This is a genomic window from Hydrogenophaga sp. FW305-3-2-15-A-LB1 (assembly GCF_058787875.1).
Map to the genome: position 1 here is coordinate 1 of NZ_JBYTAE010000114.1, position 13706 is coordinate 13706.

Genomic DNA, 13706 nt, shown 5'->3' on the forward strand with positions numbered 1-13706 from the left:
ACCCACCGCTGCCCCCATGCCCGCCGCCGTGAGCGCGGCAACGCCCTGGGCAATGCCCTTGGCCGCGCCTTCTCCCATCCGTGCCGAAGCTGATGCCGATGCTGCCCGAGTCGGACTTGTTGCTGCCGTGAAGGCTCTGGGCGTTCTGCGCGGCCAGCAGCTCGATGTCCCCTTCGGCGTTCAGGCTGGCGGTGTGCCCCGCGTTGACCTCGCTGCCCCGGATGACGATATCGCTGTCTTTCCCCTTACCGCTGGCGGTGATGCTCACGCTGCCGCCCGCGCTCACGGTGCTGCCCCTCGCCGTATCGCTGGTCTCCAGCGTATTGCTTTCGCTGGAGCTTGCCCCGATGCTGATGGAGAAGTTGACCCCACCGGCTTGTTGGGCGTTGCTGGCGTCCGGCTTGCTCGAGCCCTCCGCAGCCTGGTTCAACGCGTTGTTGACCGCAAAGACACTGTTGGCCACCGCCAGGCCCTGCATGCGGCCGTCCTTGGTGTCGTTGGCGGCCTCCATCTGGCCCGCGACACTCTGCATGGCCGTGAGCAGCGGCGTGCTTACACCCAGCGTGATGCCGCTTTGCTCGAGGGTTTCTTTGGTTTCCGTGCGACGGGTCTCTCGCGCTTCCGCGATCCGCACTTCCTGCGCATTGATGGTGATGTCTCCGCCCGGGGCCATCACGTCGGAGCCGACTTGGGTGTAGGTCTGCCCGGCGGTGATGTTCACATTCCCCGCAATGGCGCCCACCGTGCTGGCTGCGGCGCCCGTGCCCTGGCTTTGCTGGTCGCGGCCCTGGTTCTGGGTGCCCCAGGACACGCTGCCCTCGCCCAACGAGAAGCCGCTGGTCTCCACCTCCTTGTAGTCGCTCTGGCTGAAGCGGGTTTGTGCGGCCACGATGTTCACGTCACCCACCGCCTGCACGGTGACACCCTGGTCGCCAATGACGTTAGAGCCGACGATGCCCACGTCCTGGTCGCTGCGGATGCTCACGGTCTGCCCGCCCAGGCTGCTGGCCAGGGCGTCGGTGGCGCTGGCGGCGTTGCGTGTGGTGCTGCTGGAGCTGGAGAGCCAGCCGCTGCTCTCAACATGGTGGGCCTCGTCGTGGGCCTGGGTGCGTTCACCCGCTTCAATGAGCACGGAACCACCGGCCTGCAGGGCCAGGTCGCCATCGGCCTGCAGGTTGGCCGCGCGGGCGGTGATGCCACCGCCGGCTTGCAGGATGATCTGGCCCGCCGCTGTCACGGTGCTGCCGATCTCGATGCGTTCGGTCAGGCTGAGGTGGTTCTCCTCGTCCCAACGGGCTTCATCCCGGGCCTCGGTGTTGAGCGTGCTCAGGGCGATATCGCCCAGGGCTTGCAAGGTCACGTTGGCTTCGGAACGAATGGTCGCGCCCTGCGCGGTGAGGTTGCCACCGGCCATCGCCACCAGCGTGCCGCCGGGGTTGGTGACGTACAGCGCGGCCACGCGGTCCAGCTTGGTGCGGCTGGAGGACGTAGAGGCGTTGCCCGTGGTCTGGGTAGTGCTGCGGATGTTGATGCCGCCATCGGCCTGCAGGCCCAACTGTTCTTGCGCGACAACCTGCCCACCGATGACGTTGAGGTTTTCTCGGGCGCTGAGGTTGACGGTTTCGCCGCTGGTGCGCCCACCAAGCAGATGGATGTTCTGGGCGGTGATCTGAACCACGTCGCGACCGGCGATGGTGCCGGCGTGGATGAGGTCGCCGCTGAGGTCGAGTTGGACCTGTGCCCCGCCCAGCAGGCTGCCTGTGGGAGTCAGGTCGCCCTCTCGGGGCATGAGGTAGACCTGGGGCACCAGGGCCATGACGGTGCTGCCGTCGGGCATCAGGACCGGGCGTTCGACTAGCCAGACGATGTCGCTGGTGAGCCGGGCCACCTGCGCGGCGGACAGCGCAATGCCCGGGCGCAGCTGGAAGGCTTGTGCAAAGGTGGCGCCGTCGGTCATGAGGGCCTGGTACTGCGCATCGTCGCTGGTGTAGTCGCTCAGGAAGCGCAGACCGGTGAGCGAGGCGATCTGTTCGCGCACGAGGCGTTGTTCGTAGAAGCCGTCCCCCAGGCGTTTCTGGATGGTGGCCGGGTCGATGGACAGGGCCTGCAGCAGATAGTCCGAGGAGCGCCACTGGCGCTCGTCCGCAAAGCGCGGATCGGTCTCGATCAGGTAGGTGGCGGTGGGGCTGGCCGGGGCACGGAAGAGCGCGCTGGTGGGCAGGACGATGGGTGCACTGGTCCTCGGGGTGCCGGCACTCGCAGCGGTTGAGCGGGTCTGGTAGATGACCTGAGCGCCGATCTGCAGAGGTGAAGCCGCAGGAGCGGTGCCCTGCTCCACCCGGCCGACCGGTAGACCCACGGTGCGCGTGGTGTCGGCGGTATAGGGGGTGAACTGATGCGCGCGATCGGGATCGCAGAAGTCGCAGTCCTCGATGTAGGCGGAGTACACACTCTGGCCCCGCACTTCGGTGCGGGCCAGCACGTCGGCCTCGACGTTGCGCAGTGCCGCGCCGGTGATGCCCAGCGTGCCGCCGGCCACGATCTCGCTCTTGTCATTGAGCACCTCCTGGGTGCTGTGGATGTTCAGGTCGCCGCCGGCTAGCAGCCGGGCCGGGCGGCTATACCTGACGACGGGGGTGAAGTCCTGGGCCATTGCGTCGATGACAGTCCAGTCGCGCAGGGTGCGGCTGGCCACGCTCCGGTTGTAGTCGGCGATCTTCTGGTCCAGCTGGTCTTGGATGAGGGTCTTGGCCGCCTGGTAGACGGCCAGCTCGGCCTGATAGGCGTTGTAGGTGGTCTGTTCGGACGCGGAACAGGGCGGCCCATCCACGTCGGCGCAGTTGCGCCCGGTGTAGCTGGGGGCCGGCCCGTAGGGCGTGACACCGAACCTGGCCCAGATGCCATGGCCGGCGGTGTATTTGTCCACGTCTTTCCAATCGCAGTCGCGGCAGTCCCGGATGCGGCTGCGCGAGTAGTTCACGGCGAAGGGCGAGGCAACCTCCGGGCCAAAAATGCCCATGAGCGTACTGCCCAAGCCCAGGCCACCAAAGATGTTGGCGTCTTTTCTGGCCCAGCTCATGTCGTTGGCGGGGAAGGCCGAGAAGGGGTAGTCGGTCGAGGGCAGCAGGAGCCGGAACCCGGCGTTGTCGACGTAGCTGTTCAAGGGCCCGAAGTTCATGCCCAGGGCCTGCGGGTCGTAGCTCACGCCGTTGTGAACGACTTTGAGGACCTGGGTGGTCGGGCCAGTCACCAGATCGGCCAGGAAGTGCGTGTTGGTGTTCTCCAGCGTCTTCGCTGCAATGGTGAGCGCGCCCAGGGCTTCGATGATGGCCGACTGGTTCTGGATCTTTTGAGCCATGCCGCTGGTGGCACCGTCCGCGCGGTGGGTGGCATCGAGCGATCCGCCGATGGCCAGGTCGCCCAGGCTGAGGATCGTGGCGCCTTCGCGGTTGATCAGTTCTTGCACACCGATGTCCAGGCGCTCGCGCGCTGCGATGACGGCGTCCGAGCGCACGGTACCCACGGTCTCGGTGTCGTTGCGCAGGGTGTCGGCCTGGATGGCGAGCACGTCACCGTAAATGCGACCAGTACCGATGTTGTTCAGGGTCTGGGCTTGCAGTCGCGTGTTCTTGCCGTCGATCAGGCCTCGGTTGGTGAGCGCCGCCGTCACCCGAATGTCGGCGGTGTCGCCCGCACTGATCTCGCCTGTAGCCGTGTTGTCCAGTGAGTCGGCGGTGAAGCCCAGGTTGAGCCCAGCGAGCAGTTCACCGCTGTTGATCAGACCGCCGTCTTCGATCTCGATCTTGAGGTCCCGGTTGGCGACGATCCGCGAGCCTTGCGCATGGGTATGGTCGCCTTGCAGGGAGAGCGCCATGTCCTGTTGCGAGAGCACGCTGCCGTCCAGGCTCAAGGTCTTTGCGGTGACGCTGAGTTGCTGGTCGGCGATGAGGGTGCCGCCGGTGTTGGTGATGGCCAGCGTGCGCGCGGTCGGCGGGGTCGTTGGGGTTTCTTGAATGTCGAGCGTGCCGCCGGCGCTGAGCAACCCCTGCGCGTTCTCAATTTGCCCCTCGCTGAGGATGCCCAGGCCCTGCCCGGCGACGATGACACCGCTCCGGTTGTCCAGTCGGTCCACGTGGATCTCGATGTCGCCAAGGGCTTGCAACTGTGCGCCGGTGGTCTTGAGGGTCTTGCCGTCAATGTCGATCCGGCCGCGGGCGAGCACGTCGGCGTTCTGCGCGTCGATCAGGCCCGTGCCGGGCGCAGTGCCCGTTCCCCTGCCCGTGGCATCGAGCGCCAGCGTCTTCGCCTGGGTCTGGCTGCCCGCGATGTTCAGCGCCTGGCCTTCCAGTTTGAGGTGCCCGCTGGCAAGGTTGTTGCCTTGCGCGGTGAGCTGTTGGGTGGCCTGCACGTCCAGCAGGGCGGCGCCGGCTTTGAGCGAGCCGTCGGTGTTCAGGCCCGCCGCCAGTGCGCCGGTGCTGTTCACGTTGGCGGCTTGCACGGTGAGATCGCCGTGGGCCGCGATCAGGCCGCTGTTGGTGAGGGCCTGCGAGGTCGTGATGCGAAGGGCGCCTCCGGCGTAGATGTCCTTGTCGTTCTTCACCTCGCCCTGGGTGGTGATCGCGACGTTGCCGCTGGCCTGCACCGTGCCCTTGTTGCGCAGCCAGCCGTTGCTGTCGAGCACGAGGTCTCCCGCATCCGCGCTGAGCACGCCACCGTTGTTCACCCCCAGGCCAGCTTCGGTGCCCACGAGGTAGATGTGTCCGGCGTACATGCCGCCGATGGCCGCCACGTCGAGCATGAAGCGCGGTGCGGTGCCTTGGGCGCTGGCGGGCGTGGCCGTGACGGTGCTTCCGTCAGCGCTGATCTGATTCGCACCGGTGACCACCTTGAGGTGCTTGGCCCACAGGCCGGCGTTGACTTCCATCGCCCTTGCGAGGATGGTCGTGTAGTCGGCCGTGCGGGTGTCCAGCCCGAGTCCTTCCACGACGAACGCGCCTTGGGCGACCCGAAACGACTCCAGGTTGCCGCTGTTCATCACCGGGGTGCCGGTGGTGAGTGTCACACCCGACGCGTTGATGAAGCTGCCGCCGTTCACGCGGATGCCCGAGGGGTTGGCGATGACCACCTCGGCGCGCTGACCCGCGACTTCCACCGGGCCTTTGAGGTAGCTGGGGTTGCTGGAGTTGACTTCGTTCAGGATCACACGAGCGGGCGTGCTGATCCAGGGATTTCCAGAAACGAATCCGCCGATCTGCGTCTGCACGCTGGTTCGACTGTTGTTGAGGATCGCTCCCCGGGCGTCTATATCGAATTGGCTGTACGAGTTGCGCGAGACGCCGGCCGCGCTGGGCGTCTGGATGTTGACCTGGGGCAGGCCGTTGGCGGTCTGAAGGATGGTCGGGCGCTGGTTGCCGGGGGCCGAAGGGTCGGCCACCACCTGGGCCTGCGCAGGGGTGAGCGGCATCAGCAGTAGAGCTGCGAACGCCAGCGCAGGCATCGGTGGAGACGAAGACCCCCCGAAAGAGCTAGCGGTCTCGTTCACGGCCATGCGCTGGCCGCGTGTGGCGTTGAACACCACGCGATGGCGGTTATGGTTCATTGCTGCACTCCCTTGATCGATTTTTTGTTGCGCCGCAGAGCCACAAAGACGGTTCATGGCCGGCGCGAATTTCAAGTGGGCAGCAACGTCACCGTGCGCTTCTGGCACGAAATATCCCAAAGAATGTCCGAACCATCGGCTTTTTGACATGGCCCGAAGCGGGGGATTCAAAAAGCGTCAATCCGGCGGCCCGTGCCGGCACCGCCCCACACATCTCCATCGATCGAGCTCGTTCGCCGAAAGAGTGCCATGAGCCCGCACTCGACCGCTGGCTCGCGCAAGTCATTGCCTCAAACCAGCAATTTGGACCACCAGTTCGGCATCCTGTGCCAGAGAAAACCAAAGCGCCACGTGCTCGCTAAGACTGCGTCGATCCAAGTTTTTGTTGAGGCGCTAACCGCGCTACACCGAAAACCCGGGTTCTTCTCCACCACAACCGGCGAAGCGCGCCACCAACAAGAATGATCATTGAAAACGTCGTCGCGAGCTTTCCTACCCGAAGAGTCAGCAATGAAGAGGTCGTGGACCTGATCCGGTTCCATTCGAAGAACTTCGATGGTGACCTTTCCAAGGCGCTGGAGATCGTCAAGGCGTTTCTGGACCACAGCGGGCTGATCACCCGCCAATGGCAAGCAGAGGGCGAACGGCCCATCGATCATCTGGCGAAGGTCGTCTCATCCGCGCTGCAGGGCAGTTCCTTGCAATGTGCGGATATCGATCTGTTCATCTATGTGGGCGTGGGCCGGGGTTTTCGAGAACCCGGCAACAGCTACATGGTGGCGAAATCGCTGGGCATCACGCGAGCGGAATGCTTCGATGTGATTGATGCAGGCATGAGCTGGACACGCGCGCTCTCGCTGGTGGACAGCCTCTTCAAGACGGATCAGTACCGCAACGCGCTGGTCGTGAATGCCGAGTTCAACGTGACGGCAAGCGGATCTCTGCGCCCCACCGACTTCATGCTTCAGACTCCCGCGCAGTTGGAGCATGCCTTGCTGTCGTACTCCATCGGAGAAGCAGCCACCGCGACTTTGTTGCGTCCGGATGAGCCCGAAAATTTCCACATCACCTTCCGTTCAAGACCAGATCTTGCGGATGTCTTCACGGTCCCAAGCAGGAACTTCAACGACTTCTGTGGGCCAACTGAAGCCAGAGAGGCGCTTGGTATCGATCGTCTCACCGTCAAGGGCAGCGAAATCCATCGCAATCTGGCACAAGAGATCTCACACCTGATCGAAACCGCAGGCTTTTCAGATGAAGCCGTGGACATCGTTTTCACGCACACCTCTTCGGCCACAGAGTGGCAGGCAGCGATCGCGCAACATGGGCTCGGCAAAAAGGTTTACCACCTCTACCCTCGCACCGGAAACATCGTCTCGGCCTCTATCCCCGCCGCCCTCGCACGAGCCAAAGAAGACAGGCGATTGAAAAGAGGGGATCGGGTGCTATTCCTCATGGGAAGCGCGGGCATGTCGTTCGCGGCAGGCAAATTTGATCACTGACAGAGGAGCAGAGTCATGATCATTGAAAGCGTCGCCGCGAGTCTTCCCGAGAGAAAAGTCAGCAATGAGGAGATCGTGGAGATCATCCGCTTCAACTCAAAGGACTTTGAAGGAGATCTTGCCAAGGCATTGCGAATCGTCAAAGCCCGTCTTGAGCGGAGTGGTCTGATCACCCGCCACTGGCTGAGCGAAAGTGAACGGCCAATCGACCATGTTCATCAAGCAGTTCATACGGCGCTGAAAACAACGCCGCTACGACCCATCGATATCGATCTGTTCATCTATGTGGGAATCGGCGGGGGTTTTCACAAGTTGGGCAACGCCTACATCTTGGCCAAGGCCTTGGGCTTCCTCCACGCCGAATGCTTCGACATCCTCGATGCATGCATGAGCTGGACGCGGGCCGTGTCGCTGACCAGAAGCCTCTTCAAAACGAGACAGATACGGAACGCCTTGATCGTGAACGCGGAGTTCAACATGATCAAAGGCGCGGCCGGGTTCCCAGAGAACTACACACTGCGTCACCCACAGGAGCTCGACTACCTGTATCCCTCTTACACCATCGGTGAAGCTGCGTCCGCAACTCTTCTGCTTCCAAACGCCCCAGACAATCTTTCGGTCACCATCCATTCAAAGCCGGACTATGCAGACCTCTGCATGATCCCAGCGGAGGGATACCAAGGCTACTTCAATGTCAGTCACATGGTGGCGCAATTGGGTCAGGGACGGTTTAGCGCCCTTGGCCGCGAGATTCATGACCGCATCGCCGAAGAACTCCCCTATGTACTGAGCAAGTCGCGAATCGACCTCGCCGAGGCCGATATCGTCTTCACCCACTCATCCTCCATGAAAGCATGGGATGACATCGGAAATCGACTTGGATTCGCGAGCAAGACATTTCACATCTATCCCGAGGCGGGCAACGTCGTCTCGGCATCCATCCCAACCGCTATGGCGCTGGCTCAAAGCGCAGGCAAGTTGGTCAAGGGCAACCGCGTCGCATTCCTGATGGGGAGCGCAGGCATGTCCTTTGCGGCGGGCAATTTTGTTTACTAACCATGGTGAAAGGAGATACATGATGGTCAATCCGTTTCGTCGTTTCGCGCAAGCGCTTGAAATCAACGCCAATGCATCCAAGCGGAGTATGGTGGTCGCCGGCGCGCTCGGCACCATGATCTTCGGGGCATACGGAGTGCTCTGGCTGTATCTCACGCCCTTGGAACACGAGAGCCTCGAACTGAGGATGCTCGGCATGTTGGCCTGCTTGGGGCTGTGGTTGAGTCCCAACTGGCCAGAACCGTGCAAGAAGTACCTGCCCTGGCTCTGGTTCGCGACGCTCTGCTATGCACTGCCCTTCTTTTCCACCTATCAACTGCTGGCCAGCAACTACTCCCTCCTTCGATCCATGATCGAAGTGGCGACCGTGTTCTTGATCATCGGTCTTTTCCCCAACTACATGCTCGCCAGCGTGAACATGGCGCTCGGCCTCGGTCTGGGCACGTTGGCTGCCTACTTCACGCTTCCCGATTTCTGGGCTCTGAACCACGCCATAGTGAAATCGGTTCATCTCCCAGCCATCCTGTACAGCATCGTGGCGGGGATGATCTTGACGCGCAGTCATCTGAAAAGCCTCCTGGCCCAGGAAAAGGTCGAGGCCATGAAAGCCTTGATCGGATCCATCGCCCATGAAATGAGAAGCCCCATGGGTCAGCTCACCCAGAGGATGGATGCGATCGGCAAGCGCTTGCCCGACCATGTCGTCGGTTCGCAGAGCCAGACCATTGACGTCATTGATCTGGAGGCCATCTACGCCGAGATCGCCAAGTGCAAGGAGGCCATTGAACGGGGCACGCAGGTGATCGAAATGACCATGGACGAGATCAGCGCCAAGCCGATCGACCGGTCTGAGCATCGTTATCTGTCAGCCACGGCGGTCGTGAACAAGGCCGTGGCAGAGTTCTGCTATACGAACGCCGAAGACAAAAACCGGATCTCGGTAATGCCGAACCAGGACTTCGTTTTCAGGGGTGACGAGACGCGCTTCGTCTTTACCCTGTTCAATCTGCTGAAAAACGCGACCTACTATTTCGACAAGCATCCGAAGGCCCGCGTCACGATCACGGTGAATCACCGCATCGTGACGGTGGAGGACACGGGGCCCGGTATAAAACCCGAAGTGATTTCACGGTTGTTCGAGGCTTTTCACAGCGAGGGCAAGCAGGGTGGCACTGGGCTGGGCCTGTCTTTCTGCCAGCGCACCATGCGAGCCTTTGGCGGGGCCATCAGCTGCGAGTCTGTGTACGGCGAGTTCACCCGGTTCGTGATGCGCTTTCCGCACGTGGCCGAGAACGAGATCTCCGCACACGAGGAAGGGGTGAAAAGACAAGGCGTCGCGATGTTCAGTGGCAGGCGAATCCTGGTCGTGGACGATTCCCGGCATTTTCGTCAAATGCCCAAAAAGGCACTTATCGCACTGGGTGCGCAGGTCGATGAGGCGGAGGATGGCAACCAGGCGCTGGCGAAGCTGGCCGCCCAGCAGTACGACGCGATGCTGCTGGACCTGTGCATGCCCGAGCTGGACGGCTACGCCACGGCCGAGAAGGTGCGCCGTGGTGCCATCCCCGGGTTGGAGAATCTGACCATCGTGGCCCATTCATCGGAGTCTCCCCATGCGGCCAGGGTCAGGCTGGACCGGATCGGGGTGAAGGAATTTCTTTCGAAAGGGTGCTCGCCAGAGGAGTTGATCGAGGTGCTGTGTCGCGCCCACGCCTCGTCGAAAAGCCAGGCGAAAACCATGGAGGCTTGCGCGAAGCACTCAGGCAAGACCATCCTGCTGGTCGACGACGAGGACTTCAGCCGCAAGTACGTGCGCACGGTGTTGATGACGCAGGGGTTCCAGGTGCTTGAGGCCCCCAACGGACAGATCGCCTTGAGTTTTTTGAACGATGCCTCGATGCATGTCGATGCGGTGATCACGGACATTCACATGCCCGACCTGAGCGGGATCGAGATCGCACACACCCTGCGTGCACGCCCCCGCCCACGGGGCACCATGCCCGTGATCGCGCTGAGCGCCCGTTCCGATGAGGCCATGATGTCGGAGGCACGCGAGGCGGGCATCAACGACTTTCTCATCAAGCCGGTGCAGTCGATAAAACTCCTTGAGTCGCTGAGCCGGCAGCTGGGTATCGCCATCAAGGATGTGAGGGTGGATGCCTTGCCGACCCCACAGGCGTCAGCGGCGGTGCACGCGCTCATCGATGTCGCCAGGCTGGACAGCTTGCGCCGGTTGGGCCTGATCAAGGCGGATCTCGCCCATGCGCTGGAGGACATGCGCACCAAGTTTGGCCAGTTGGCCGGCTATGTCGCGGCCAACGACATGGGGCGGGCGAAGACGCTGATGCATGCTTTGATGGGTCTGGCCGGACATTTGGGCGCCAGGGCGTTTCATGATGAATTGCGGGCGAGGTACGCCCTGATGGTGGAGACGGGGCAGTGGCCAGCAGATGGAGACTGGCTGCTCAAGCTGCGCCAGCTGTTCACCGACACGGATCGGCTGCTGCGAGCCCGCACGGGCGTCTGAACCCGAGAAAGGTCCGAGCCTTCTTTATTCCCATTTGGAATAAAGAAACAAGAACAAAGTCGTTTGGATTCTCAGGGTGGGCGCCCAGAATCTGACACATCCTGTTTCTTGCTTGGAGCTTTCCCATGAAAAACACCTTGCGCGCGGCGCTTGCCGCCGTCGCCCTGTCCACTTCTGCCCTGGCTGGCGCACAGACCACGCTGCTGAACGTCTCTTACGACGTGGCCCGTGAGTTCTACAAGGACATCAACGTGGCGTTCGCCGCGAGCTACAAGAAATCGACCGGCAAGGACATCAAGGTGGACCAGTCGCACGCCGGCTCGAGCGCCCAGGCGCGTGCCGTGGCCGATGGCCTGGAAGCGGATGTGGTGACCTTCAACACGACGACGGACGTGGACTTCCTGGCGGAAAAGGGTGTGGTGGCCAAGGACTGGCGCCAGAAATTCCCGAATGGCGCCGCCCCCACGACTTCGACCATGCTGTTCCTGGTGCGCAACGGCAACCCCAAGGGCATCAAGGACTGGGACGATCTGATCAAGCCTGGCGTGCAGGTGGTGGTGGTCAACCCCAAGACCGGTGGCAATGGCCGCCTGGCTTACCTGGCCGCCTGGGGCTATGTGCGCAGCAAGGGCGGCAGCGATGCCGACGCCGCCGAGTTCGTGGGCAAGCTTTACAAGAACGTGCCGGTGCTGGCGCGTGGTGGCCGTGACGCCACGGGCGTGTTCCTGCAACGCAATATTGGTGACGTGCTGATCACCTTCGAATCCGAGGTGGTGTCGGTGGACGCCGAGTTCGGCGCCGGCAAGGTCGATGCGATCCACCCCAGCGCGTCCATCGTGGCGGAGAACCCGGTGGCGATCGTGGAGCGCACGGTGAACAAGAAGGGCTCGGCCGCCGAGGCCAAGGCCTACCTCGATTTCCTCTACAGCCCGGAAGGCCAGGAGATCGCGGCCAAGCACAACATCCGCCCGCGCAACGAAGCGGTGCTGAAGAAGTACGCCTCGGCTTTCAAGCCGATCAAGCTGTTCAACGTGAGCGACTATTTCGGTTCGCTGGCTGAGGCGCAGAAGGTGCACTTCAACGACGGCGGTCAGTTCGACAAGCTGTACACGGTCGGCAAGTAACAAGGAAACACCCCCGCCACGCTGCGCGCGTCCCCCTCGAGGGGGCGGTGCCTGCGGCCCGGCAAATCCGGTTCCGCGGCACCTCTTGAACAAGCCACTTCTCGCGTTGCAGCGACCTGGACCCACGACATGACCACCGCCACGCTGCCAACCGCAGCCGCTCCAACTGAAACCCGTCGCCGCACGCGCCGCCGCGTGCTGCCGGGCTTCAACATCACGCTGGGTTTCACGGTTTTCTACCTGAGCCTGATCGTGCTGATCCCGTTGTCGGCCCTGTTCTTCAAGACGTTTTCGCTGACCTGGCCGCAGTTCTGGGAAGCCGTTACCGCGCCTCGCGTGCTGGCCTCGTACAAGCTGACCTTCGGCGCTTCGCTGATCGCCGCCACGGTGAATGCCGTGTTCGGCCTGCTGGTGGCCTGGGTGCTGGTGCGCTACAGCTTCCCCGGCAAGAAGATCGTGGACGCCTTGGTGGACTTGCCGTTTGCGCTGCCCACCGCCGTGGCGGGCATCTCGCTCACCGCGATCCTGGCGGGCAACGGCTGGATCGGCCAGTACACGGAGCCGCTGGGTCTCCAACTGGCCTTCAACCCGAATGGCGTGGTGATCGCGCTGATCTTCATCGGCCTGCCCTTTGTGGTGCGCACGGTGCAGCCGGTGCTCGAAGACTCCGAAAAGGAACTCGAAGAGGCCGCCACCTGCCTGGGCGCCACGCGCTGGCAGACCTTCAGCCGCGTGATCTTCCCGAGCATCGCGCCTGCCCTGCTCACCGGTTTCGCGATGGCGTTCGCCCGCGCGGTGGGTGAGTACGGTTCGGTGATCTTCATCGCGGGCAACATGCCCATGGTGTCGGAGATCACGCCGCTGATCATCATCAGCAAGCTGGAGCAGTACGACTACGCGGGTGCCACCGCCGTGGCGCTGGTGATGCTGCTGTTCTCGTTCGTGCTGCTGTTGCTCATCAACGGCCTGCAGACCTGGCAACGCAAGCGCTCCGGGGGGAACCTGCAATGAGCACCGCCACCTCTCCGCGCACCGCGCGCAAGGGCACGACCGAAGCGGCCTGGGTGCGCCGCACGCTGATCGGCATCGCGCTGCTGTTCATGGCGCTGTTCCTGGTGTTGCCGCTGGCCGCGGTGTTCACCGAGGCGCTGCGCAAGGGCTTCGACGCGTATTGGGAAGCGCTGAAGGACCCGGACGCGTGGTCGGCCATCCGCCTGACGCTGCTCACGGCCGCGATCGCCGTGCCGTTGAACCTGGTGTTCGGCGTGGCGGCGGCCTGGGCCGTGGCGAAGTACGAGTTCCGGGGCAAGTCCTTCCTCACGACGCTGATCGACCTGCCGTTCTCGGTGTCACCGGTGGTGGCGGGCCTGATCTACGTGCTGGTGTTCGGCGCGCAGGGCTGGCTGGGCCCCTGGCTGGCCGAGCACGACATCAAGATCGTGTTCGCCGTGCCCGGCATCATCCTGGCCACGATTTTCGTCACCTTCCCCTTCATCGCGCGCGAACTCATTCCGCTGATGCAGGCGCAGGGCAATGACGAGGAGCAGGCCGCGATCGTGCTCGGCGCCTCGGGCTGGCAGACCTTCTGGCACGTGACCCTGCCCAACATCAAGTGGGGCCTGATCTACGGCGTGATTCTCTGCAACGCGCGCGCCATGGGCGAGTTCGGCGCGGTGTCGGTGGTGTCGGGCCACATCCGGGGGCAGACCAACACCATGCCGCTGCACGTGGAGATTCTCTACAACGAGTACCAGTCCGTCGCCGCCTTCGCCGTGGCGTCGCTGCTGGCTTTGCTGGCCCTGGTCACGCTGGTGATCAAGTCGATCGCCGAATGGCAGATGGAGCGAGAACTGAAGGCGCTGGCCGAGCTGCCTCCCGAACGGCCCACGCCCGCCCAC

General features: G+C 63.1%; 8 protein-coding genes. 7 read left to right on the plus strand and 1 reads right to left on the minus strand.

Features of this window, described 5'->3' with window-relative positions:
- On the minus strand, window positions 1-5656 hold a 5656-nt coding region (locus tag AC3WPZ_RS25685), incomplete at its 3' end, for a two-partner secretion domain-containing protein (protein ID WP_492442208.1).
- A gap of 192 nt (window positions 5657-5848) precedes the next feature.
- Between AC3WPZ_RS25685 and AC3WPZ_RS25690 the strand changes: the two genes are divergently transcribed.
- The 7 genes from AC3WPZ_RS25690 to cysW form a co-directional block, all read left to right on the plus strand.
- Window positions 5849-6064, plus strand: coding sequence for a hypothetical protein (locus tag AC3WPZ_RS25690; protein ID WP_492442210.1), 216 nt, complete (start codon window positions 5849-5851; stop codon window positions 6062-6064).
- Window positions 6061-7101: a 3-oxoacyl-[acyl-carrier-protein] synthase III C-terminal domain-containing protein gene (locus AC3WPZ_RS25695; protein WP_492442212.1), complete on the plus strand. Its 1041-nt coding sequence runs from the start codon at window positions 6061-6063 to the stop codon at window positions 7099-7101. The genes AC3WPZ_RS25690 and AC3WPZ_RS25695 overlap by 4 nt, the downstream gene beginning before the upstream one ends.
- Window positions 7102-7116: 15 nt before the next feature.
- Window positions 7117-8157: a 3-oxoacyl-ACP synthase III family protein gene (locus AC3WPZ_RS25700; RefSeq protein WP_492442214.1), complete on the plus strand. Its 1041-nt coding sequence runs from the start codon at window positions 7117-7119 to the stop codon at window positions 8155-8157.
- A gap of 19 nt (window positions 8158-8176) precedes the next feature.
- Window positions 8177-10684 (plus strand): ATP-binding response regulator, encoded by a 2508-nt coding sequence (locus AC3WPZ_RS25705; RefSeq protein WP_492442216.1) that lies wholly within the window; start codon window positions 8177-8179, stop codon window positions 10682-10684.
- A gap of 125 nt (window positions 10685-10809) precedes the next feature.
- A complete protein-coding gene (locus tag AC3WPZ_RS25710; protein ID WP_382324166.1) occupies window positions 10810-11808 on the plus strand; it encodes a sulfate ABC transporter substrate-binding protein in 999 nt (332 codons plus the stop codon).
- A gap of 129 nt (window positions 11809-11937) precedes the next feature.
- Entirely contained in the window at window positions 11938-12819 is an 882-nt protein-coding gene (cysT, locus tag AC3WPZ_RS25715; protein ID WP_382158758.1) for a sulfate ABC transporter permease subunit CysT, read from the plus strand.
- Window positions 12816-13706, plus strand: an 891-nt coding sequence (gene cysW / locus AC3WPZ_RS25720; protein WP_492442218.1) for a sulfate ABC transporter permease subunit CysW, incomplete at its 3' end; no start/stop codon positions are given. The genes cysT and cysW, both read left to right, overlap by 4 nt.

Bases quoted from the DNA above. Each gene is read 5' to 3' on its own strand.
- AC3WPZ_RS25690 (WP_492442210.1), top strand. From the start codon at position 5,849: ATGAGCCCGCACTCGACCGCTGGCTCGCGCAAGTCATTGCCTCAAACC.
- AC3WPZ_RS25705 (WP_492442216.1), top strand. From the start codon at position 8,177: ATGATGGTCAATCCGTTTCGTCGTTTCGCGCAAGCGCTTGAAATCAAC.
- AC3WPZ_RS25700 (WP_492442214.1), top strand. From the start codon at position 7,117: ATGATCATTGAAAGCGTCGCCGCGAGTCTTCCCGAGAGAAAAGTCAGC.
- cysT (WP_382158758.1), top strand. From the start codon at position 11,938: ATGACCACCGCCACGCTGCCAACCGCAGCCGCTCCAACTGAAACCCGT.
- AC3WPZ_RS25710 (WP_382324166.1), top strand. From the start codon at position 10,810: ATGAAAAACACCTTGCGCGCGGCGCTTGCCGCCGTCGCCCTGTCCACT.
- AC3WPZ_RS25695 (WP_492442212.1), top strand. From the start codon at position 6,061: ATGATCATTGAAAACGTCGTCGCGAGCTTTCCTACCCGAAGAGTCAGC.